Origin of the sequence: Hyphomicrobium sp. (assembly GCF_047600905.1) — a bacterium.
Taxonomy (GTDB): Bacteria; Pseudomonadota; Alphaproteobacteria; order Rhizobiales; family Hyphomicrobiaceae; genus Hyphomicrobium_B.
This window is the reverse complement of the sequence record NZ_JASGKD010000001.1, coordinates 1644497-1665470: the sequence shown is the minus strand read 5'-3', so window position 1 is coordinate 1665470 and position 20974 is coordinate 1644497. Positions and strand designations below refer to the sequence as shown.

18 protein-coding genes are annotated in these 20974 nt (G+C 61.6%); 6 read left to right on the top strand and 12 right to left on the bottom strand.

Going from position 1 to position 20974, the window contains the following annotated elements; all coding sequences use genetic code 11:
- Positions 1-37 precede the first annotated feature (37 nt).
- From QM780_RS08185 to QM780_RS08155, 7 genes are all read right to left on the bottom strand, one after another.
- A complete protein-coding gene (locus QM780_RS08185; RefSeq protein WP_415069980.1) occupies positions 38-1360 on the bottom strand; it encodes an aspartate aminotransferase family protein in 1323 nt (440 codons plus the stop codon).
- 68 nt (positions 1361-1428) lie between these two features.
- Positions 1429-2724, bottom strand: a complete 1296-nt coding sequence (gene gabT / locus QM780_RS08180; protein ID WP_415069979.1) for a 4-aminobutyrate--2-oxoglutarate transaminase — start codon at positions 2722-2724, stop codon at positions 1429-1431.
- Positions 2725-2813: 89 nt separating this feature from the next.
- A complete protein-coding gene (locus QM780_RS08175; RefSeq protein WP_415069978.1) occupies positions 2814-4268 on the bottom strand; it encodes an NAD-dependent succinate-semialdehyde dehydrogenase in 1455 nt (484 codons plus the stop codon).
- 19 nt (positions 4269-4287) lie between these two features.
- The gene (locus QM780_RS08170) at positions 4288-5775 is read right to left on the bottom strand and encodes an aldehyde dehydrogenase (RefSeq protein ID WP_415069977.1); all 1488 of its coding nucleotides are present in this window, start codon (positions 5773-5775) and stop codon (positions 4288-4290) included.
- 12 nt (positions 5776-5787) lie between these two features.
- Positions 5788-7134, bottom strand: coding sequence for a glutamine synthetase family protein (locus QM780_RS08165; RefSeq protein WP_415069976.1), 1347 nt, complete (start codon positions 7132-7134; stop codon positions 5788-5790).
- Positions 7131-7883: a gamma-glutamyl-gamma-aminobutyrate hydrolase family protein gene (locus tag QM780_RS08160; RefSeq protein WP_415069974.1), complete on the bottom strand. Its 753-nt coding sequence runs from the start codon at positions 7881-7883 to the stop codon at positions 7131-7133. The genes QM780_RS08165 and QM780_RS08160 overlap by 4 nt, the downstream gene beginning before the upstream one ends.
- Positions 7880-9265, bottom strand: coding sequence for an aspartate aminotransferase family protein (locus QM780_RS08155; RefSeq protein WP_415069973.1), 1386 nt, complete (start codon positions 9263-9265; stop codon positions 7880-7882). The genes QM780_RS08160 and QM780_RS08155 overlap by 4 nt, the downstream gene beginning before the upstream one ends.
- Positions 9266-9611: 346 nt before the next feature.
- Here QM780_RS08155 and QM780_RS08150 point away from each other — a divergent pair, with 346 nt between their 5' ends.
- The 3 genes from QM780_RS08150 to eutC all read left to right on the top strand — a co-directional run bounded on the left by QM780_RS08150 (position 9612) and on the right by eutC (position 12584).
- Positions 9612-10304, top strand: coding sequence for a TetR/AcrR family transcriptional regulator (locus QM780_RS08150; protein ID WP_415069972.1), 693 nt, complete (start codon positions 9612-9614; stop codon positions 10302-10304).
- 113 nt (positions 10305-10417) lie between these two features.
- Positions 10418-11806, top strand: a complete 1389-nt coding sequence (locus tag QM780_RS08145; RefSeq protein ID WP_415071990.1) for an ethanolamine ammonia-lyase subunit EutB — start codon at positions 10418-10420, stop codon at positions 11804-11806.
- Between the two features lies 1 nt (position 11807).
- Entirely contained in the window at positions 11808-12584 is a 777-nt protein-coding gene (gene eutC, locus QM780_RS08140) for an ethanolamine ammonia-lyase subunit EutC (protein ID WP_415069971.1), read from the top strand.
- Between the two features lie 198 nt (positions 12585-12782).
- Here eutC and QM780_RS08135 read toward each other — a convergent pair whose 3' ends face one another.
- Both QM780_RS08135 and QM780_RS08130 read right to left on the bottom strand, forming a co-directional pair.
- Complete coding sequence (locus QM780_RS08135; RefSeq protein WP_415069970.1) at positions 12783-13550, bottom strand: SDR family NAD(P)-dependent oxidoreductase; 768 nt, start codon at positions 13548-13550, stop codon at positions 12783-12785.
- Positions 13551-13660: 110 nt separating this feature from the next.
- Complete coding sequence (locus QM780_RS08130) at positions 13661-14908, bottom strand: PQQ-dependent sugar dehydrogenase (protein ID WP_415069969.1); 1248 nt, start codon at positions 14906-14908, stop codon at positions 13661-13663.
- A 206-nt stretch (positions 14909-15114) separates the two neighbouring features.
- Here QM780_RS08130 and QM780_RS08125 point away from each other — a divergent pair, with 206 nt between their 5' ends.
- On the top strand, positions 15115-17292 hold the full coding sequence (locus QM780_RS08125) for a CHASE2 domain-containing protein (protein WP_415069968.1): 2178 nt from the start codon (positions 15115-15117) through the stop codon (positions 17290-17292).
- Between the two features lie 35 nt (positions 17293-17327).
- On the opposite strand, the gene QM780_RS08120 is transcribed toward QM780_RS08125, so the two are convergent.
- Positions 17328-18311: a FecR domain-containing protein gene (locus tag QM780_RS08120; protein WP_415069967.1), complete on the bottom strand. Its 984-nt coding sequence runs from the start codon at positions 18309-18311 to the stop codon at positions 17328-17330.
- 221 nt (positions 18312-18532) lie between these two features.
- On the opposite strand from QM780_RS08120, the gene QM780_RS08115 reads away from it, so the two are divergent.
- Together QM780_RS08115 and QM780_RS08110 are read left to right on the top strand one after the other, a co-directional pair.
- Entirely contained in the window at positions 18533-18913 is a 381-nt protein-coding gene (locus QM780_RS08115; RefSeq protein WP_415069966.1) for a hypothetical protein, read from the top strand.
- A gap of 130 nt (positions 18914-19043) precedes the next feature.
- Positions 19044-20024, top strand: coding sequence for an SMP-30/gluconolactonase/LRE family protein (locus QM780_RS08110; RefSeq protein ID WP_415069965.1), 981 nt, complete (start codon positions 19044-19046; stop codon positions 20022-20024).
- Positions 20025-20168: 144 nt separating this feature from the next.
- Here QM780_RS08110 and QM780_RS08105 read toward each other — a convergent pair whose 3' ends face one another.
- Both QM780_RS08105 and QM780_RS08100 read right to left on the bottom strand, forming a co-directional pair.
- Complete coding sequence (locus QM780_RS08105; RefSeq protein WP_415069964.1) at positions 20169-20540, bottom strand: tRNA-binding protein; 372 nt, start codon at positions 20538-20540, stop codon at positions 20169-20171.
- A gap of 8 nt (positions 20541-20548) precedes the next feature.
- Complete coding sequence (locus tag QM780_RS08100; protein WP_415069962.1) at positions 20549-20953, bottom strand: tautomerase family protein; 405 nt, start codon at positions 20951-20953, stop codon at positions 20549-20551.
- Positions 20954-20974 lie beyond the last annotated feature (21 nt).

The window sequence follows — 20974 nt, the reverse complement described above, 5'->3', positions numbered from 1 at the left end:
TGTCGCGCCTGCCTCTCCCCAAGGGGAGAGGCTTAACTCAGTTCATCTCTTTCAGCACTTTGCCGAAGGTGTCGAACAGCTGATCGATCTCCGACTTCGAAATGATGAGCGGCGGCGACAGCGCGATGATATCGCCGGTCTGGCGCACGAGGATGCCGTCCTCGAACGCCTTGACGAAACGGTCGAACGCCCGTTTGCCGGGTTGCGCCGGATCGGGAGCGAACTCCACCGCACCGATCAGCCCGATGTTGCGCACGTCGATGACATGCGGCAGGTCCTTCAACGCGTGAACGCGCTCTTCCCAATAGGGCGCAATCTCGGCCGCGCGCGTCAACAGGCCTTCCTCAGCATAGGTGTCGAGCGTGCCGATACAGGCGGCGGCCGCTACCGGATGGCCCGAATACGTATAGCCGTGGAAGAAGTCGATCACCCAATCGGGGCCGTTCATGAAGGCATCGTGCACGTGCGATTTGACGAACACCGCGCCCATCGGGATCGTGCCGTTCGTCACGCCCTTGGCCGTCGTGATGATGTCGGGCGAAATCCCGAAGTAGTCCGACCCGAACGGCGTGCCAAGACGGCCGAACGCGGTGATCACTTCATCGGCGATCAGTAGGATGTCGTGTTTCTTCGCGATCGCTTCGAGGCGCTTCAGGTAGCCCTTCGGCGGGATCAGCACGCCCGTCGAGCACGCGACCGGCTCGACGATCACTGCCGCAATTGTCGAGGCGTCATGCAGCGCGACGAGGCGCTCGAGATCATCGGCCAATTCCGCGCCGTGCTCCGGCTCGCCGCGCGTGAATGCGTTCTTCGAAAGATCGTGCGTATGGCGCAAATGATCGACGCCCGCCACCAGCGCGCCGAACATCTTGCGGTTCGGCCCGATGCCGCCAACCGACATGCCGCCGAAGTTGACGCCGTGATAGCCGCGCTCGCGTCCGATCAAGCGCACCTTCGTGGCGTTGCCCTTGGCGCGATGATAGGCGATCGCCATCTTCAGGGCAGTCTCGACCGATTCCGAACCGGAGTTGGTGAAGAACACGTGGTCGAAACCCTTCGGCGCCAGCGCGGTCAGCCGGCTGGCCGCTTCGAACGCCCGCGTATGGCCCATCTGGAAGGTGCCCGCGAAGTCGAGCGTGTCGACTTGTTGCTTGATCGCTTCTGAGATTTTCGGGCGGCAGTGGCCCGCATTCACGCACCAAAGACCCGATGTGCCATCCAGCACCTTGCGACCGTCGTTCGTCACATAGTGCATGTCCTTGGCGCCGACGAACAGCCGGGGGTTCGCCTTGAACTGCTTGTTCGCGGTGAACGGCATCCAGAAGGATGCGAGGTCGTTGGGTTTGATCTGAACGTTCATGTGATGGTCCCTTTGGTCAGCCCCGGCGGCCGGCTCCCCGAAGGGGAGTGTCCCCGGGGGGCCTGAAATTAAGCTACCTTGGCGACGGCGTCGGTCAGCGCCGCTTCGAAAATGTCCATGCCTTCCTTGACGAGTTCGTCACTCGCAGTGAGCGGCACCAGGAAGCGGATGACGTTTCCGTATGTGCCGCACGAAAGCAGGATAAGGCCGCGCTCGCTCGCCGATTTGAGCAGCGCTGCGGTGAGCTCAGGCGCGGGCTCGCCGCTCGACTTGTCTTTGACGAGTTCGACAGCGCACATCGCGCCGAGGCCACGCACGTCGCCGATGCAGTTGAGGTTTGAATTGTTCTGCAGCGCCGAGCAGCGATCGAGAATGGTCTTGCCGATGGCGTTGGCGCGATCGCACAGTTTTTCTTCTGCGATGACGTCGAGCACCGCATGGGCTGAGGCGCACGCGACCGGATTGCCCGCGTAAGTGCCGCCAAGTCCGCCGGGGTTCGAAGCATCCATCACGTCCGCGCGGCCGACGATCGCCGACAGCGGCATTCCGCCAGCGAGGCCTTTGGCCATCGTCACGACGTCGGCTTTGACGCCGAAGTGCTCCATCGCGAACATTTTGCCCGTGCGGGCGAAGCCGGTCTGGATCTCGTCGGCGATCAGCAGAATGCCGTGCTCGTCGCAAAGCTCGCGCAGCGCCACCATGAATTCACGCGGCACGATGTTGAAACCGCCTTCGCCCTGCACCGGCTCGATGATGATGCCGGCGACGTTCGACGGATCGACCGAGTGCTTGAACAGCGATTTCAGGCTGCGGATGCTCTGCCCGGTACTGCCGCCGTGGAAGACGTTCGGAAATTCGACGTTATAGACATCGGGCGGGAACGGTCCGTAGCCCTTCTTGTAGGGAACGACCTTGCCCGTCAGCGCCATGCCCATCAGTGTCCGGCCGTGAAACCCGCCGGCAAACGAGATGATGCCCGGGCGGCCAGTGAATGCGCGCGCAACTTTGACCGCGTTCTCGACGGCTTCTGCGCCGGTCGATGCCAGCATCGTTTTTGCCGGTCCGGCGATCGGCGCGATCGCGTTCAGCCGCTCGGCGAGGCTGACGTAATTCTCGTAAGGCGTCACCTGGAAGCAGACGTGGCTGAAGGCTTTCAGCTGCTCTTCGATCGCCTTGATCAGCTTTGGATGCTGATGTCCGGTGTTGACGACCGCGATGCCCGCGCCGAAATCGATGTAGCGTTTCCCGTCCTCGCTCCAAAGCTCGGAGTTTTTCGCCTTCTTCGCGAAAATCTGCGTCACGTTTCCGACGCCCCGCGGAACGGCAGCGACGCGGCGGGCCTGAAGTTCGGCAGAGGTCGTCATGATGGGTCCTTCGTAGTTCGAAAGCGAAAAAAGGGCTCAATGCTTTTTCGGCGGAGCATTAATCCAAATGCCCCGCCGAAACTTGACTTCTAGGTGTTCATGCCGCCAAGGCAGATCATTTTTGTCTCGAGATATTCGTTGAGGCCTTCGTCCGCGCCCTCGCGGCCGAGTCCCGACTGCTTGACGCCGCCGAATGGCGCGACCTCGTTGGAGAACACACCCTCGTTGACGCCCACCATGCCGGCTTCGAGCGCTTCCGCCACCCGCCACGCCCGCGAGACGTTCTGGCTGAAGAGGTAAGCGGCGAGCCCGAACGGCGTGCTGTTGGCGATCCGGATGGCGTCGGCCTCCGTCTCGAATTTGATCAGCGACGCGACCGGCCCGAAGATCTCTTCGTTTGCGATCTTCATCTCGGTCGTGACGCCGGTAACGACCGTCGGTGCGAAGAACAGCGGGCCGTGATTGTCCGCCTTGCCGCCGATTTCGACCTTGGCGCCGTGCGAGACAGCATCCGAAAGCAGCGTCTCGACCTTGTCGATCGCTTCCGAGTTGATCAGCGGTCCGACGGTGGATTTGGCGTCGCGGCCGGGTGCGACGACGAGCTTGCCGGCTTCTTCTTTCAAGGCCGCGACGAACTTGTCGAAGATACCCGCCTGCACCAGGATGCGGTTCGCGCACACGCAGGTTTGACCGGCGTTGCGGAACTTCGACGCCATCGTTCCAGCGACGGCCTGCTTCAGGTCGGCATCATCGAAGATGATCAGCGGCGCGTTGCCGCCGAGTTCCAATGTCAGCTTCTTGATGGTGTCGGCGCACTGCCGATAGAGGATGCGGCCGACTTCCGTCGAGCCGGTGAACGTCAGCTTGCGAACGCGATCATCGGCGGTCAGCACCTTGCCGACGCCCGGGCCGTCGAGCGTCGTGATGACGTTGAACACGCCGGCTGGAACGCCTGCATCCTGCGCGAGTTTGGCAAGCGCTAACGCCGACAGCGGCGTCTCTTCCGACGGCTTCACGACGATGGTGCAGCCGGCGGCAAGCGCACAACCGACCTTGCGCGTGATCATCGCAATCGGGAAGTTCCATGGCGTGATCGCGGCGCAAACGCCGATCGGCTGCTTGATCGTCAGGTAGCGGCGCGACGCGATCGTCGTCGGAATCGTGTGCCCGTAGGCGCGCTTTCCCTCTTCCGCGAACCATTCGATGAACGAGGCGCCATAGACGACCTCGCCGCGCGATTCCGTCAGCGGCTTACCCTGCTCGGCCGTCATCAGTTGGGCCAGCGGCTCCGTCTCGGCGATGATCAGATCGAACCATTTGCGCAGGATCTGAGCCCGCTCTTTTGCAGTCTTTGCTGACCACGCCGGGAAAGCCTTGTGCGCGGCATCGATGGCGCGCTTGGCATCGTCTGGCGTCAGGTCCGGCACGTCGACAAGTTTCTCGCCGGTCGCGGGATCGATCACCGGGAACGTCTTCTTCGAGGTCACCCATTCGCCGTCAATGAACGCGGCGGAAGGGAAGGGGGTCGAGGACTTGATATTCATTTCACTGCCTCCGGGGGTGTCAGAGTGTGATCGAGACCGATTTCAGGTCGGCATATTTATGTAGTGCGTGCAGCGAGCGGTCGCGGCCGAAGCCGGACTGTTTGAACCCGCCGAACGGCAGCGTGATATCGCAGGCATCCCAGCCATTGATCCAGACGAGGCCTGCGCGCAGTTCGCGGGCGGCGCGATGCGCGAGTGTCAGGTCCTTGGTCCAAAGACCGGCGGCAAGCCCGTAGTTCGTGTCGTTGGCGATGCGGATGGCATCGTCCGGCTCGGTAAATCGCGTGATGGCGAGCACCGGACCGAAGACTTCTTCGCGCGCCAGCGTATTTTCCGGTGTCACGCCGGCAAAAACCGTCGGCTCGACATAGTAACCGCCGCTCGCTTCGAGCGTGCGATGGCCGCCGAGCGCCAGCTCTCCGCCTTCGCGCTTCGCGGTTTCGATATAGCGCAGTGCCGTCTTCATCTGTTCTTCGCTAACCATGGCGCCGGAATTCGTCGCCGGTTCGAGTGGATCTCCGGCAACGATTTTTCGGGCGACGGATAAGAGCCGGTCAGTGAACTGATCGGCTATCGCGTCTTGCACCAAGAGACGAGATCCAGCGGTGCATACCTGCCCTGAATTATAGAAGACGCCCCAAGCCGCTTCCGTCGCCGCCCGATCCAGATCAGGACAGTCCGCGAAGACGATGTGCGGAGACTTGCCGCCAAGCTCGAGGCTCACGCGCTTCAGGTTGCTCTGTCCCGAATACTGCATCAGCAGCTTGCCGACCGGACCCGATCCGGTGAACGCGATCATGTCGACGTCATTGTGCAGCGCAAGCGCTTTGCCCGCTTCCGCGCCGAAGCCCGGAATGATGTTGAGCGCCCCGGCGGGAAGTCCGGCTTCGAGCGCCAGCTCTCCAAGCTTCAATGCCGTCAGCGGCGATTGCTCCGCCGGCTTCAGAATGACCGAATTGCCCATCGCGAGCGCCGGCGCCACCTTCCACATCGCCATGTGCAGGGGGAAGTTCCACGGCACGATCGCCCCGACGACGCCGAGCGGATCGTGCACGACGAACGAAAACCGGTCCGGCGCCTCCGGTCCGACTTCGCCGTAGACCTTGTCGAGCGCCTCCGCATAGTAGCGCAGCGAGCGGACGGCATTGGGAACGTCGCCGCCGAGCGCATTGGAAATCGGCTTGCCGACGTCGAGGCTTTCGAGCACGGCGATCGCTTCGATGTCGCGCTCGATCAGCTCAGCGAGCTTCAACAGGATGCGCTTTTTCTCGCGGTAGTGAAGTTTGCGCCACGATCCCTCTTCGAACGTACGGCGTGCGCTTTTGACCGCGAGATCGACGTCTTCGGGGCCGCACTGGGCGACGTGATTGAGAACGCGGCCGTTGCGCGGAGAGATGTTGGCGAATGTCTTCCCCGAAACGCTGGCAACCAATTTGCCGCCGATCACGGCTTCGCCCGGAATTTTGATCGAGCCGGCGAGAGATTCAAAGTGCGCGAGAGTGGTCATGCGATGTGAGCCTTATGCAACCTGGGCGTACCATTCATGGTCGAGAGATGTGACGATGCGTTCGAAGCTGATCCGTTCGGTCTCTTTCAAGCGGAAGTAGACATCCTGGAATGCTTCGCCGAATGCCTCCCGAACCACATCGGATGAGCGGAACGTCTGCAGCGCGTTGACCCAGGCCGTCGGTAATTCGGCGCCGTCGAGTTCTTCGGCATTGCCTTGCGCGTGCTGCCCGGGGTCGACGCCGTTGACGAGACCGTGGCGCACACCGGCAAGGATCGCCGCAACCACCAGAAACGGATTGGCGTCGGCGCCCGAGACGCGATGCTCGATCCGGGTCGCAGGGCCTGAACAGTGCGGCACCCGCAGCGCCACCGTGCGGTTGTTGAAACCCCAGTGCGCTGCCATCGGCACGTAGGATTCCGGCACATACCGGCGATAGGCATTCGCCGACTGCGCCCAGACGGCCATGAAGTCCGGCATCGACGCGCGAAGGCCGCCGATCGCCTGACGGAACATGGGCGACATCGGCTCACCGGCAAACAGGTTATTACCTTGCGTGTCGACGAGGCTGACGTGAATGTGCATGCCGGACCCGGTCCAGTCGTGATGCGGCTTTGCCATGAACGTCGCTTCGAGATCATGCGCCCGCGCCGCCGCCTTGACAGCCCGCTTCAGAAGCAAGCCGTCGAGCGCCGCGCTCATGGCGTCCGAGTGCTTGAGATTGATTTCGAATTGGCCGGGACCGGATTCCTGCATCACGGCATCGAGCGGCAGGCCCTGCGCCTCGGCGACGCGATAGACGTCATCGATGAACGGTCCGAGTGTGTCCATTTCCTCGAAGCCGAACGTCATCGGACGGTCGGGGTCGGCCGAAAGACCCGGTGGCGTGATCAGGCTGAAGTTGCCGTCCGGCATGCGCCGCGTGACGTAGAATTCAAGCTCGACAGCGACGACGGGCTTCTGCCCGGCCTTGCCGAGACGCGAGACTTGCGCAGCCAGAACGCCGCGCGGATCCATATCGCAGCCCTCCGACGGCACCATTACCGCCTGGCCATGGGTCGAACCGTTGACCGGCACCGGCCGCAGCGTTCCCGACAGAATGCGGAACGGAATGTCGTGATCGCCGGTCTCCCACAAGCGACCGGTCTCGGCAATCGAGTTGCCGCGCGGATCGAGCACATACACCGACGCCGGCAACAGCAGCCCGCTCTTCGCCGCGCTGACCAGATCGCCACGCCGCACGCGCTTGCCCCGCGGCATGCCGTTGATGTCGAACAGAAGGATGTCGATCCACGACACGGTCGGATTGGCGTCGAGGAAAGCGGCGGTTTCTTCGACGGTCAGAAAAGTATCGGTCATGCAGCCTGGCCTTTCGCGATCATACCTCTCGCGGCGTCGCCGAAGCGACGGAACAGCGCCAGGGATACGGGGTTGGATTGAACGAGCCACTCGGGGTGCCATTGCACGCCGAGGGAAAACGGATTGCCTTGGGCGACGCGCGCGGCTTCCACTAGGCCGTCCTCGGCGAAAGCCTCGGCGACGAGCGGCTTTGCAAGGTCCTTGATGCCTTGCCCGTGCAGCGAGTTCACCATCACCTCGTCCTGCCCGAGCCATTTCTTCAGTTCACCCTTGACCTTCACCGGATGTCGGACCGCGAACATCACGTCGAAGTCCTTGACGTCCGGCTCCCGGTGGTCAGCGAGGCCTTCGACCGAGTGAACGGCCTGATGCAGCGTCCCGCCGAGCGCCACGTTGAGTTCCTGGAAGCCGCGGCAGATCGCGAAGATCGGAATTTTCCGCTCCACCGCCGCCCGGATCAGCGGCAGCGTGACGGCGTCGCGGTCACGATCGATCGCTTCCGGAATGACCGGTTCTTCATTGCCGTAGTGCTCGGGATGCACGTTCGCGATCGCGCCCGGCAGCAGAATGCCGGACGCAACCTCGAGGACCGAAGCGATATCAGCAAGGCCTTTGCCGACGGGCAGCAGCAGCGGCTGGCATTCTGACACCTCCGCGACGGCGAGCGAATATTTCCGCCCCGCCGCGTCGGCGACCAACTCGCTGCTAGTCCCGGTGCTGCAGGCAATGACGACAATGGGCCTGCTCATGCCGCCATTTCTCCGCTCACGGCAGCAAGCGTCTGATCGAGCGCCTTCTGGATGACGCGGCCTGCCTCTTCGAACTGCTCTTCGTTCCAGATCAGCGGCGGCGCGCAAACCATCGTGTCCCAGACCGCGCGCATGATGAAGCCTTCACGGAAGAAATGATCGCGGCAGATGAGGCCGACGCGGCCCGGATTGTCGAAGCGCCGGCGAGTCTTCTTGTCGGCGACGAGTTCGATCGCGCCGAGCATGCCGACAGAGCGCACTTCGCCCACCAGCGGATGATCCTTGAACCGCGCCAACAGCTTCGCCAGCGCCGGTCCTGTCGTTTCCTTCACCTTGGGAACGAGCCGTTCGCGCTCCATGATCTCGAGGTTCTTGAGCGCCACCGCGCACGCCACCGGATGGCCGGAGAACGTATAGCCGTGGTTGAAGTCGTCGTCCTTCGACATCAGCGCTTCGACGATCTTGTCGTCGATGAGAAGGCCTGAAAGCGGGATGTAGCCCGACGTCGCCGCCTTCGCGAAGGTGATGAGGTTCGGACGAATGCCGTAGAAATCGGACGCAAACCAGGTGCCGACACGGCCGAAGCCCGTGATCACCTCGTCGGCGAGCAGTAGGATGCCGTACTTGTCGACGATGCGCTGGACTTCGGGCCAATAGGTCGACGGCGCGATCCGGACGCCGCCCGCGCCTTGTACCGGCTCGCCCGCGAACGCTGCGACATTCTCCGGTCCGCAACGGAGGATCTCTTCCTCGATTGCGCGAGCCGCGCGCAGGCCGAACGCTTCCGGCGTCTCGCCGGGAAATGACTCCCCAAACCAGTAGGGGTCGATCACATGGCGGAAGCCTTCATAGACCGGATAGGTGTGCTGATGGACATGGCTCATGCCGCCCATTGAGCCGGCTGCGATGGTCGAGCCGTGATAGGCGGTCTTGCGGCTGATGATGATGCGCCGCTTCGGCTCCCCCTTGAGCGCCCAGTAGTGACGGATGAGGCGGATGGCCGTGTCGTTCGATTCAGAGCCCGACGATCCGAAGAACACCTGGTTGATGTTTTCGGGCGCAATCTCGGCGAGCTTGCGGGCGAGCGCCACGACCGGCGGATGCGTGGTCTTGAAGAAGGTATTGTAGAACGGCAGCTCGACCATCTGGTCGTAGGCGGCCTGTGCCAGCTCCCTGTTGCCGTAGCCGATGTTCGTCGTCCAAAGCCCGGCCATGCCGTCGAGGATGCGATTGCCCTCGCTGTCGAAGACATACGGGCCTTCGCCTTTGACAATCACGCGGACGCTCTGGCTGCCGCGCAACGACTGATGGTCGGTGAACGGGTGCAGATGGTGCTGCGCGTCAAGTTGCTGAATTTGCTTGGTCTGAAAACGGTTGGACACGGGATAACCTCCAGCAGAAACAGGAAAAGACGGGCTTTGGGCCCGATTGCAGGACAAGCTGGTAGAGGTCAGTGCGGCGTATAGCCGATGCGCGCGCAGAGCCTAAGGAGCTCGCGCTTGGGATGGGGGGTGCTGCTCATGGAACGCGGCGCCTCAGGGCGGTGAACGATGCCACCCCCATGATTATGCCCTCGGATTCCCATATGCAACGGTGCCATCACAGGATTTTTCCGTCGCGCCACCCGCGCTCGCGCTGACTTGTGGTCGGAGTATTTATACTTGGTGGCTTGCTTCTTAGAGTACTTCCTGTGTAAACTCTACACTGTAGAAGTCAAGGGGCAGTCGGATGTCGGAAGCTAAATCGCGGGCACGGCGGGGCGTCGAGAAATCGGAAATCCTCGAAGCTGCATTCGATCTCTTCGACACGGTCGGCGAGAGCGCATTTTCGGTCCGCAAGGTCGCGGTGCTGATGGGCATCGACCCGATGACGGTCCTTCATCATTTCGGATCGAAAGATGAATTGCTGCGGGCGATCGCCGAACGCGGCCTTCATAGCGTCGAGATGCCTACGGAGTCTCAGAATTGGCGCGACGACCTGAAAGCCGTGGGCAATGCCTACCGGCTGTTGGCGCACAACCATCCGCGCGTCTTTCCGCTGCATTTCCGCTACAACGCGACGGGCCCGGCAGACCATATTTCAAGTGAGATCGTCTATCGCGCCCTGCGCAATTCCGGTCTTCCCGATGCTTCTGCTGCCGGCCTCGGCCTCGCATTCTATGCTTTCGTTCTCGGCTTCGCGCTGGCTGAGGCGGAGGGCCTGCTGAAAGCCATCGGCACGGCGGAGGAAGCCGAACTCCAGGCGCTCGATCCGCAGACCTATCGCGCCACCCGTGCTCTGCTTCCCGTTCTCAAGACCCTCGATCCGAGCGCGACATTCGAAGATTCGATGGATGTCTTCATCGCCGGAGTTGCCGATCTCGCCAATCTCAGGCAGCGCGCGACGCCTGTGATGGACTTCGACACCCAACAGTGCGCTTGAGGTCTGTTGCTCTGCAAATGTGCGGCTGATGACGTAATCGGCACGAATTGAAGCTTGCGCGCCGCTGATTGAAGGACATTATTGAACTGGCAACCGGCCAGATCTGGAGAGACATCATGTATCGGGTGCACGCAGGTGGGACGACTTATACCTTTTCATCCCTGAAGGAGCTTTTGGCCAAGGCGACGCCGCCGCGCTCGGGCGATGTGCTCGCGGGCGTGGCAGCGAAATCCGCCGCCGAAAACGTCGCCGCCAAGATGGCTCTCGCCGACGTTCCCTTGAAGCAGTTCCTCAACGAAGCAATCATCCCCTACGAGCACGACGACGTCACCCGCCTCATCGTCGACACCCACGACGCCGCCGCGTTCGCACCCGTCTCGCATCTGACCGTCGGCGGGTTCCGCGACTGGCTCCTTTCGGAGGACGCGACGCCCGACAAGGTTTCCGCGCTCGCATCCGGTTTGACGCCGGAGATGGTTGCCGCCGTTTCGAAGATCATGCGCAATCAGGATCTCGTCCTCGGCGCCAAGAAGGCCCACGTCATCACGAAGTTCAGAGACACGATCGGGTTGCCCGGCCATATGTCGGTGCGGTTGCAGCCAAACCATCCGACCGACGATAAGAAAGGCATCGCCGCCTCGATGGTCGACGGCCTGATGTACGGCTGCGGCGACGCCGTCATCGGTATCAACCCGGCGAGCGACAACATCAGCGCCATCACTGACCTTCTCGTCATGATGGACGATGTCATCCAGCGCTTCGAAATTCCGACCCAAAGCTGCGTGCTAACCCACGTCACGACGACCATCGACGCCATCGCCAAGGGCGCGCCGGTCGATCTCGTCTTCCAGTCGATCGGCGGCACCGAAGGCGTCAATTCCTCTTTCGGCGTCTCGCTCGCGCATTTGCAGGAGGGCAGGGAGGCGGCGCTCAGCCTGAAGCGCGGCACCGTCGGCGACAATTGCATGTATTTCGAGACTGGGCAGGGATCGGCGTTGTCGGCCGACGCTCATCACGGCTGCGATCAGCAGACGCTCGAAGCCCGCGCCTATGCCGTCGCGCGCCAGTTCAAGCCGCTGCTGGTCAACACCGTCGTCGGCTTTATCGGTCCCGAATATCTCTACAACGGCAAGGAGATCATCCGCGCCGGCCTCGAGGATCATTTCTGCGGCAAGCTGCTTGGCCTGCCGATGGGTTGCGATATCTGCTACACCAACCACGCCGAAGCCGACCAGGACGATATGGACATCCTGCTGATGATGCTCGGCGCCGCCGGCGTCAACTTCATCATGGGCATTCCCGGTGCCGACGACATCATGCTGAACTATCAGTCGACGTCCTTCCACGACGCGCTCTACGTGCGCGAGGCGCTGGGCCTCAAACGCGCACCGGAATTCGAAGCCTGGCTCTCGAAGATCGGTGTCACCGACGCGGCCGGCCATCTCGCGCCGCATCGCCCGGGCAATCCACTACTGACGCACGCTCAGGCATTGGCGGCGTGACATGGCGGCAGATCCCTGGGCAAATCTCAAGCAGTTCACCGACGCCCGCATCGGCCTCGGGCGCTCCGGCTCCGCGATGCCGACGCATGAGGTGCTCGACTTCGCACTTTCGCATGCCATGGCGCGCGACGCGGTCACGACGCCGATCGACTGGACGCCGATCGAGAAGGGGCTCGCTGATCTCGGCTTCCCGACGCTAAGAGTCACGAGCGCCACCAGCGATCGGTCCGAATACCTGCGCCGCCCGGATCTCGGCCGCAAGTTATCCGATCATTCGCGAGAGGCCCTCGTTCGCGCTTCCGAAATGGAGAGGGAGCGGCCCGATCTGGTCGTTCTCGTTGGCGACGGTCTGTCATCGACGGCGGTTTCGGCGAACATCGTGCCATTCCTGTCGGCGCTCGAACCTTACATCACGAAAAACGGTTGGAGATTGTCGCCGATCCTGCTCGCCGAAGACGCCCGCGTGGCGCTGGGCGACGAGGCCGGAGAAATTCTTGGCGGCAAGGCCGTGCTCGTGCTGATCGGTGAGCGGCCCGGCTTGTCCTCGCCCGATAGCCTCGGCGTCTACATCACCTTTTCTCCGCGCGTCGGCCTGAAGGACGCGGATCGCAACTGCATTTCGAACGTCCGCCAGCGCGGGCTGTCGTATGAGGAGGGCGCGTTCAAAACCGCTTGGATCCTGCGCGAAGCCTTCCGCCGCGGATTGACCGGCGTGAATTTAAAAGACGAATTGCAGTTCCTGATCGAGGGCCACAAAGGCCCGGAGCTGATCGGCTAGCGGTCGGTTTAGTTGGCGGAAGACGAATGGGGCCGATCCAATTCATCCCACCGTCATGCCGACGAAGAGCCTGCCCCGGCGAAGGCCGGGGTCGGCACCCAGACAAGCGTCAACACGTCAGAAGTCGAAAGTTGACTGAATCCCGGCCTGCGCCGGGATAACGGAATCAATCGGCGTCGCTCGTCTGCTGAGGCCCCGTCACACGGCCGTAAAGCAGTTGTCGACGAAGATCGACGCGCCGTTGACGAAGCTTGCTTCGTCGCTGGCTAGGAAGAGGGCTGCGTTGGCCACTTCTTCCGGCTTGCACAGTCGGCCCTGCTGCACGGCGAGCGCTTCCTCTGACGCATCGACACCGAGCTTCTGCAACTCGGCGACCTCGCGCAGTCCGTGCGGCGTGGCGACGAATCCAGGAGCGACGGCGTTGCAGCGAATGCCCTTGTCGCGATACTCGACCGCGATCGAGCGCGCAAACATGTGGCAGGCGGCCTTCGACGTATTGTAGGCCGTCTCGAGCGGTGTCGCCGCAATCGCTGAAATCGACGACGTGCACACGATCGAGCCGCCGCCCATCTCGATCATGCCCGGCAGCACAGCCTTGGTCATCAGGAACATGCTCGTGACGTTGATGCCCATCAGCCATTCCCATTCCTTCAGCGTCATTTCGAGGAACGGCTTGATGATGATCGTGCCCGCATGATTGAACAGCACATTCGCCTGACCGAGCGCGGACGTGACCTTGGCGACCGCATCGTTCACTTGCCCTTCGTCCGCGACGTCGGCGGCAGCGAACACGGCCTTGCCGCCCGCATTGTTGATCTGGTCAACGATCGCTTGACCTTCCTTTTCGCGCCGGTCGATCACCCCGACCGCGGCGCCTTCGGCAGCAAAGAGAAGCGACGACGCACCACCCATCCCCGTCGATCCGCCAGAAATGATCGCGATCTTGCCCTTTAGCCGGTCGGCCATGGTCATGCTCCCTGTCAAATGTCCGGACATGGTGTAACAGAAACGGGCCGGATCGTTTGATCCGGCCCGCATGATTTCTTGACATCTGGCACGGGCGGAAAGCCCTTGGCCTACTGCGGCGGCTTCATCCTCGCCAGCAGATCGGTCGTCGGCTCAAGCCGGTAGACGGCCGCTTCGCTGTTGTCCTGCAGCAGATAGACATACCCGTCGGGACCGACGGCGACGTCGCGAATGCGACCCATCGTATGGTGCAGATAGCGCTCTTCCTTGACGACGCGTCCGGAATCCATCCGGAGCCGGATCAGGCACTCGCCCGCCAGAGATCCGACCAGAAAATCTCCGCGCCAGTCATCCGGCATGACGTTGCCGTAATACGAAACCAGGCTTGCCGTCGCCAGCGAGGGAACCCAGAAGTGCACCGGGTCGATAAGTCCGGGCGCCGACGTCTGATCGGATATGACCGTATCGTCGTAATTTTTGCCATATGTGACGAGCGGCCAGCCGTAATTGCCTCCGGGCGTGACGAGGTTCAGCTCGTCTCCGCCCTTGGGCCCTTGCTCGACTGCCCAAAGCTGACCATCGCCGACGTTGCCGATCAGTCCCTGAGGATTGCGGTGTCCGTAGCTGTAGATCTCCGGTAGCGCATCGGGCCGTCCGACGAACGGGTTGTCGCTCGGGATCGAGCCGTCGGTGTTGATTCGGATGATTTTGCCGCCGTCATCCAGAAGGTTTTGCGCCCGCTCCATCTGGAAGCGATCGCCGATCGTCAGATAGAGCTTGTGGTCTGGCCCGAAGGCGAGCCGCCCGCCGATCTGGTCGAGGCCCTTCGCCGCTGGCCGGCTCTCGAAGATCACCCGGCTGTTGATCAGCGCGTTGCCCTCGAGTTCGGTGCTCATGATTCGGATCGTGCCGGCATCCGCCGTGCCGTGCATATAGCTCAGGAAGATCCGATGATTGTCGGAGAAACTCGGATCGACCAGGACGTCGAGTAACCCCGAATGACTGCAGCACAGAACCGTCGGCACGCCAGAGATCGGCTCGCCCTGCAATTGATCGCCGATGATCACGCGCAAGCGGCCGGGCCGTTCGGTGACCAGCATCCGCCCGTCGGGCAGGAACGCCATCGACCATGGGCTTTCAAGCTTGTCGGCAATTTTCCGCAGCTCGAATGGGAAATCGCGGTCGGCGACATCGCGAGGATCTTCCGGCGGCTGTAGGCTGTCGACATGCGGCTCGTCCGAGCCGATCTCCGCGCGGCTGATCTCCGGTGTGCCTAGGAAGCACGCAGCGAACAGGAAGGTTGCGAAGCCGGATTGAATGCCAAAGCGTCTTCCAACCGAGAATGCTCGATTTTCCAAATTGCCCCAAATCCCTGGTTTATCGGCCTTGAGTGACCGAATTTGTGATAGTTTTAAGACTATTCGGAATGTAGGCGCGAGCAAGCCCAAAAAATGAACGTTCAGTCACCAGCTTGGCTTAGGCAGGTTCGCTTATCTTGTGAGTTGCGGGGCGCAGCCTATTGCGCACCGCCAAGCCAATAACTTGCAAGGACGTTTGGCGTTCCATGAGGCTCCGAGAAACCAAGCTGCCGCTCGCCTTGCTCATCGCCGTGGCGCTGTTAACCGCGTGCGTCGCACTCCGCATAGCCGATCCCGATCCGGTCGCACGATTGAGATTGTCGGTCTTCGACACCTATCTCCGAAGCGCTCCGAGGCCGGTCGATACCTCCTTTCCTGTCCGCATCGTTGCGATCGACGAAGCATCTCTCGCCAAGGTCGGCCAGTGGCCGTGGCCGCGCGACAGGCTGAGCGCCATCGTCGCAAATCTCAAAGCCGCGGGCGCCGCCTCGATTACGTTCGATTTGGTGCTGGCCGAGCCCGATCGCATGTCGCCGGAAGAACTCGCGCGGTCCGTCTCAAGCCGGTCGAATAGTGCCGCGCTTGTCGCCGAACTGGCAAAAATGCCGTCGAATGACGAAAATCTCGGCAAAGCCATCGCGGCAGCCCCAGTCGTTCTCGGCGTAGCGGGAACCTCCGACGGCAAGGCAAAGATCGCGCGCTATCCAGGCGCCATCGCGTTCGCCGGCGACGACCCCGCCCAATTCGTTCATGCCTTTGCCGGCGGCGTCGAGAATTTGCCCGTTCTCACCAAAGCCGCGAGCGGCATCGGCGCGGTCAACTGGCTCCCGTCCGCCGATCAGGTCATCCGCCGCATCCCGCTGATCGTTTCGATCGGCGGCGCGCTCTATCCCTCGCTCGCGCTCGAAGCCTTCCGCGTCGGAACCGGGCAATCGACCATTTTCCTCAAGTCGTCGGGCGGCAGCGGACTGTCGGCATTCGGACAGAAGACCGGCATCGAAAGCGTCCGCGTCGGAGAAACGATTCTGCCGTCGGACGGCCAAGGCGAACTCTGGCTGAAGCTTTCGCATAGCGACCCACGGCGACAGATCTCGGCGCTGAGCGTCCTCGACGGCACGTTCGACCCGGCAGCGGTGAAGGGGCGCCACGTCCTGATCGGTGCCACCGCGACTGGCTTGCTCGATTTGAGGGCGACCCCGCTTGAAGCGGCCGCGCCGGGAGTCGAAATTCATGCTCAGGCGCTTGAACAAATACTGTCTGGAGATCACCTTGAGCGGCCGGCCTATGCCACGGGAGCGGAACTCACCTTCATCGTCATTGTCGGCGCGCTGGTTGCGTGGCTGATCGAGCGTTCGGGCGCACTCGTCGCCGCTGCGGTGGGCGTCGCCGCGATTGCTTTGATCATCGCCGCCTCGTGGTTTGCCTATTCGCGAGCCGGATTGCTGTTCGACCCTGTCTATCCCTCGCTTTCGGTGGCACTGCTCTATCTCGGCATTTCGCTGACGAGCTACATCAAGTCCGAGGTCGAACGCGCCGAAATCCGCTCTGCGTTCGGCCACTACGTCTCGGCGCCCCTCGTCGAAGAACTCGCGCGAAACCGCGACAAGCTGAAACTCGGCGGCGAAACGCGCGAGATAACCTTGCTCTTTGCCGACGTACGCGGCTTCTCCAAGCTATCCGAAAGCATGACCGCCGAAGAATTGATCCGCTTCGTCAATCGTCTCTTCACGCCGCTGACCGATGAGATCCTGAAGCACAACGGCACCATCGACAAATTCATGGGCGATGCCGTGATGGCGTTTTGGAACGCTCCGCTGCCTGACGCGGCCCATGCCGCCAATGCCTGCCGGACGGCGCTCGCTATGCGGCAAAGCCTGGCCCGGCTCAACGATGAACTTCAAACCGAAAACATGTCGCCCGGAAAGCCGTTCGCGCCCGTGCGTATGGGCATAGGGTTGAATACCGGTAAATGCGTCGTCGGCAATGTCGGCTCGCCGCAGCGCTTCGATTATTCCGTGCTCGGCGATGTCGTCAACGTCGCCGCACGTTTCGAGGAAGCGACCAAAACCTTCGCTGCCGACATCATTGTCGGCGAACGTACCGCGGCCGAAGCGCCGCAGTTCGCGCTGCTCGAACTCGGTGCGGTGACGCCCCGCGGCAAGGACCGTCCGGAGATCATCTTCGCGCTCCTCGGCGATGAGGCCTACGCCGCGGGCGAGCTTTTCCGCCGGTGGGAAACGGCCCACGCCGCGTTTCTGTCGGCGCAGAGCGATGGCGACCCGTCCCGGATTGGACAGGCCGCCTCGGAGTGCCTGCAGTTCGCCTCTGGCGGCATGGCCGACTATTATCGAAAAAGCGCCGCCCATCCGGTGCCGCGAGCCTGAGCACCTTCGCCTCTCACGCCGGCGGCGATCGCGTTCTATCGTCCCCGGTCGCCGCCGTAGTTGCCGCGATGGCCGCCGCCGAAGCCTCCCATTCCGCCGCCGCCGATGACGATGCCCATGCCGGTCATGCAGCCGGGGCAGTCGTCGCCATAGCCACCGTCACCCTTCTTGGGCTTGCGCGTCGCGACCTTTTTCTTCGGCGGCGCTTTTTTCGGCGTCTCAGCCTTCCGCGTTTTGATCGGCGGAGTGGGAATGATCTGTAGATGCGGGTTGACGCACGGCTTCGATGGCTCGTCCGGGAAGTTAGCCTCGATAATTTGCGAGCGCGTCAGCAGCGGATTGGGGTCGATGGTCGGCGCATTGATCACAAACGGAAAGGCGGTGTCGAAGGCGACAGCTCTGTTGTCCGGGAGCTTCGTCCAATTGAACGGACCCGTAATGGTGCCGTCGGCGTCTATATGCATCATTTGGCCGGGACGATCGAGCACACGGCAGACGTTCTTCTTTCCCGTCGTTTCGACGGCGCCTTCGTGCAGCAGCACCCAAACCGACTTGTCGGGCAAAACGTAGGTGTCGAAGATCGTGCCGCGCACGGTGATGGAGGCATTCGGCGTGTTGATGACGTAGGTCGGCTTCGCAGCGACGCCGGTGATGAATCGGAACGCGCCTTTCGCCATGTTCATGATGATCGAACCGGTTTTCTTGTCGCTGTCGTAGACGAACTTGTCGAGCACCAGGCGCGACCCGGGTCCGAGCGCCAGCTTCGTATCGTCGTCGAGTTTGAATTCGCCTTGCGCGTCGGTATTGACCTCGATGATTTCGTCCTGCCGGACGTCGTCGCCGCGCGAGAGCTTGCGCTCCTCTTTCTCGAAATCCGCCATGACGATGTTGGTGATGACGACGGCGTCGCCGATCCGGTCACCGGATTTCGCAAAGGCGGGCAGGCAGGAGGCCGTCATCAAGGCGGGGCCCGCGCTTGCAAGCGCCATGGCAAATCCGGGCAAAGAAAATCGCGGCATTGAGCGCCTCCAAATCGGGGAGCGGTGAGAACGCCATCAAGGCAAACGCATATCACAAAATCCAACTCGATGCCCGTCTATCCTCAGCCGCGGGGCATCGTCTGTTCCCAAGGTGACACCGGACAGTTCGCCCCGCCGCCCCGCCGCCATGCCGCAGCGATGGATTCGAAATAGTTATTCAGCTATAACGATAGCTCTGAACGATGTATCGGAGACAACGCATGCGCATCGACGTGCAGCATCTGGACGCCTTCAACGTCGAAAATGATGGTAAGAGCGTCACCCTGCGCGCCGTCGATGCGCAGGGAATGCCCGTTGATCTCAATTTCCCCATCGATCAACTCGGCATGCTTGCGATGACATTTCCAAACCTCATCGATGCTGCGGTTCGCCGCCAGTATGGTGACGCTTCGTGCCGATTTTCCTATCCGTTGGGATCCTGGGTCATTGAACAGACCGTCGACCCGTCGCTTGTAATCGTGACGCTCAAAACAATGGACGGTTTCGGCATCAGCTTTTCCGTTCGGCGCAGTAAGGCGAGAGAACTGTCGGAATCGATGGCCTTCGCTTTGGCGAAAAAGCCGGAAGCGATCACGCATTGAGGTATACTCGGCAGCCGCCTTGGAGCCTGCACCGGCCCTTCACAAGCATTTTAGATTTTTATTATAATTTAAATGAGAGTCGAACGGGGAGGACCATCTCCGTGAGAACTCTCATCCGTAAGCAGGAGGAATGATGCGTACGCAAAAACCAAATCGCTGGATTTCAGCGGTTATTCTCGTAGGGATTGCCGCGTTTGCTCCTCCGGTGGTCGCGGAAGATTTAAAGCCGATCGCAATTCCCGGCGACCGCGCATATCCCGAAAGTATTTCCGCATCGTCAGACGGCACGATTTATATCAGCAGCATCGCCTCCGGCGGCCTCGCGCGCGCCAAGCCGGGGGTATCGACCGCAGAACCATGGATCGAGCCCGGCGCATTCGGCACGCGAACGACTTTCGGTGTCCTTGTCGATGAGAAAACAAACACTTTATGGGTCTGCTCGAACGACATTTCGGCGATGGGCGTGCCGGGGCCCGGAACAGTCGAAGGCGCCTATCTCAAGGGCTTCGACCTAGCGACCGGTGAAGGCAAATTCAGCGCCGAGTTCCCCGGGAAGGCCCACGTCTGCAATGACATGGTGATAGCACCCGACGGAACAATGTACGTGACGAATACCGCCGCACCGCAAATTCTAAGGCTGAAGCCTGGCGCGAAGGAGCTTGAAATCTGGCTCGAGAATGACCTTTTGGCTCCCAAGAACGGCGCTGGACTCGACGGCATCGCCTTCGGCGACGACGGCAATCTTTACGTCAACACCTTCGGTGGAAGCGAATTCTTTCGTGTCACCCTGAAGGATGGTGCGCCCGGCATCGTCACGAAGCTGGAAACCTCAAGACCGATCAAAAACCCTGACGGACTGCGCCACCTCAGTGGCAATACATTTCTGATGGCCGAAGGGGGAGGTGCAGTCGATCGCATAACGGTGAACGGCGAGAAGGTCGATATCGAAACCTTGCGGGACGGCCTCGCTGGCCCGACATCGGTTGCGAAAGTCGGCGAAACTGTCTGGGTCGGAGAAGGGCAACTCGGGCACCTTTTCGCAGCCAAAGATAACGGACCGCCCACGCTTCCATTCCGAATTGTGCCGATAGCTATCGGCAAATTGAACTAACGCGACATCCAAGCAACGTCCAGGCGCCATGCCATCGAAAGGTGGCGTCGATCTCACCGACGATCAGGTGAAGGCGGTCGCGTTGTACGTCTGAGCGATCGGGCACAAGAAGAAGTACGAAGCTGAGGATGACGGAATGATGGACTAAAATAACCGGGCGCCGTTTGGCACTTTGATGTCCGGCGCGAACAGCACGACTTCGCCGCTCTCATCAGGAAATCCCAGCGTCAGGACTTCCGACATGAACTTTCCGATCTGGCGCGGCGGGAAATTCACCACCGCCGCAACCTGCCGCCCAATGAGAGCCGCGCAATCATAATGCCGCGTGATCTGCGCGCTCGATTGTTTGATGCCGATGCCTTCGCCGAAATCAATTCTGAGCTTCAGCGCCGGCTTGCGTGCTTCCGGATAAGGCTCCGCTGCGACCACGGTGCCGACGCGAATATCGACCGCGAGGAACTGATCGAAGGTGATCGTAGGCGCTGCAGGAGCATTTGGATCATGAACGAAATGCACTGCTCACCTCATTTTGGCTTGCCGCCGAGCTTGCCCGTCAGAAATTGCGCTTCGCCGTTGCCGAACGACCAGTCCGCATCGGTATTCGTCACCATATTGACCATCACATCGCTTGCGGCGATCCCGCAGCGCTTCGACAGCGCCTCCGTCAGCAGGCGATAAAAGTTCGTCTTCTCCTCCGTCGTGCGCGGTCGCGTCGTCACCGATATCATTACGAACTTGTTGGTGCGCGGGATGTCGAGGCCCGTATCCTCGATGCGCAGTCGGCTGGGCTCGTGCTCGTGCACGATCTGATAGCGGTCGCGAACCGGTACCCTGAACGCTTCGAGCATGGCCTCATGTGTAACATCAAGCAGGCTAGCGATTTCAGCATCCGTTCGTCCCTTGATGAGATCGAAGCGAAGAAGGGGCATTGGTGATCCTCGAATGTTGCA

Bases quoted from the DNA above. Each gene is read 5' to 3' on its own strand.
- QM780_RS08185 (WP_415069980.1), bottom strand. From the start codon at position 1,360: ATGAACGTTCAGATCAAACCCAACGACCTCGCATCCTTCTGGATGCCG.
- gabT (WP_415069979.1), bottom strand. From the start codon at position 2,724: ATGACGACCTCTGCCGAACTTCAGGCCCGCCGCGTCGCTGCCGTTCCG.
- QM780_RS08175 (WP_415069978.1), bottom strand. From the start codon at position 4,268: ATGAATATCAAGTCCTCGACCCCCTTCCCTTCCGCCGCGTTCATTGAC.
- QM780_RS08170 (WP_415069977.1), bottom strand. From the start codon at position 5,775: ATGACCACTCTCGCGCACTTTGAATCTCTCGCCGGCTCGATCAAAATT.
- QM780_RS08165 (WP_415069976.1), bottom strand. From the start codon at position 7,134: ATGACCGATACTTTTCTGACCGTCGAAGAAACCGCCGCTTTCCTCGAC.
- QM780_RS08160 (WP_415069974.1), bottom strand. From the start codon at position 7,883: ATGAGCAGGCCCATTGTCGTCATTGCCTGCAGCACCGGGACTAGCAGC.
- QM780_RS08150 (WP_415069972.1), top strand. From the start codon at position 9,612: ATGTCGGAAGCTAAATCGCGGGCACGGCGGGGCGTCGAGAAATCGGAA.
- eutC (WP_415069971.1), top strand. From the start codon at position 11,808: ATGGCGGCAGATCCCTGGGCAAATCTCAAGCAGTTCACCGACGCCCGC.
- QM780_RS08135 (WP_415069970.1), bottom strand. From the start codon at position 13,550: ATGGCCGACCGGCTAAAGGGCAAGATCGCGATCATTTCTGGCGGATCG.
- QM780_RS08125 (WP_415069968.1), top strand. From the start codon at position 15,115: ATGAGGCTCCGAGAAACCAAGCTGCCGCTCGCCTTGCTCATCGCCGTG.
- QM780_RS08120 (WP_415069967.1), bottom strand. From the start codon at position 18,311: ATGCCGCGATTTTCTTTGCCCGGATTTGCCATGGCGCTTGCAAGCGCG.
- QM780_RS08115 (WP_415069966.1), top strand. From the start codon at position 18,533: ATGCGCATCGACGTGCAGCATCTGGACGCCTTCAACGTCGAAAATGAT.
- QM780_RS08110 (WP_415069965.1), top strand. From the start codon at position 19,044: ATGATGCGTACGCAAAAACCAAATCGCTGGATTTCAGCGGTTATTCTC.
- QM780_RS08100 (WP_415069962.1), bottom strand. From the start codon at position 20,953: ATGCCCCTTCTTCGCTTCGATCTCATCAAGGGACGAACGGATGCTGAA.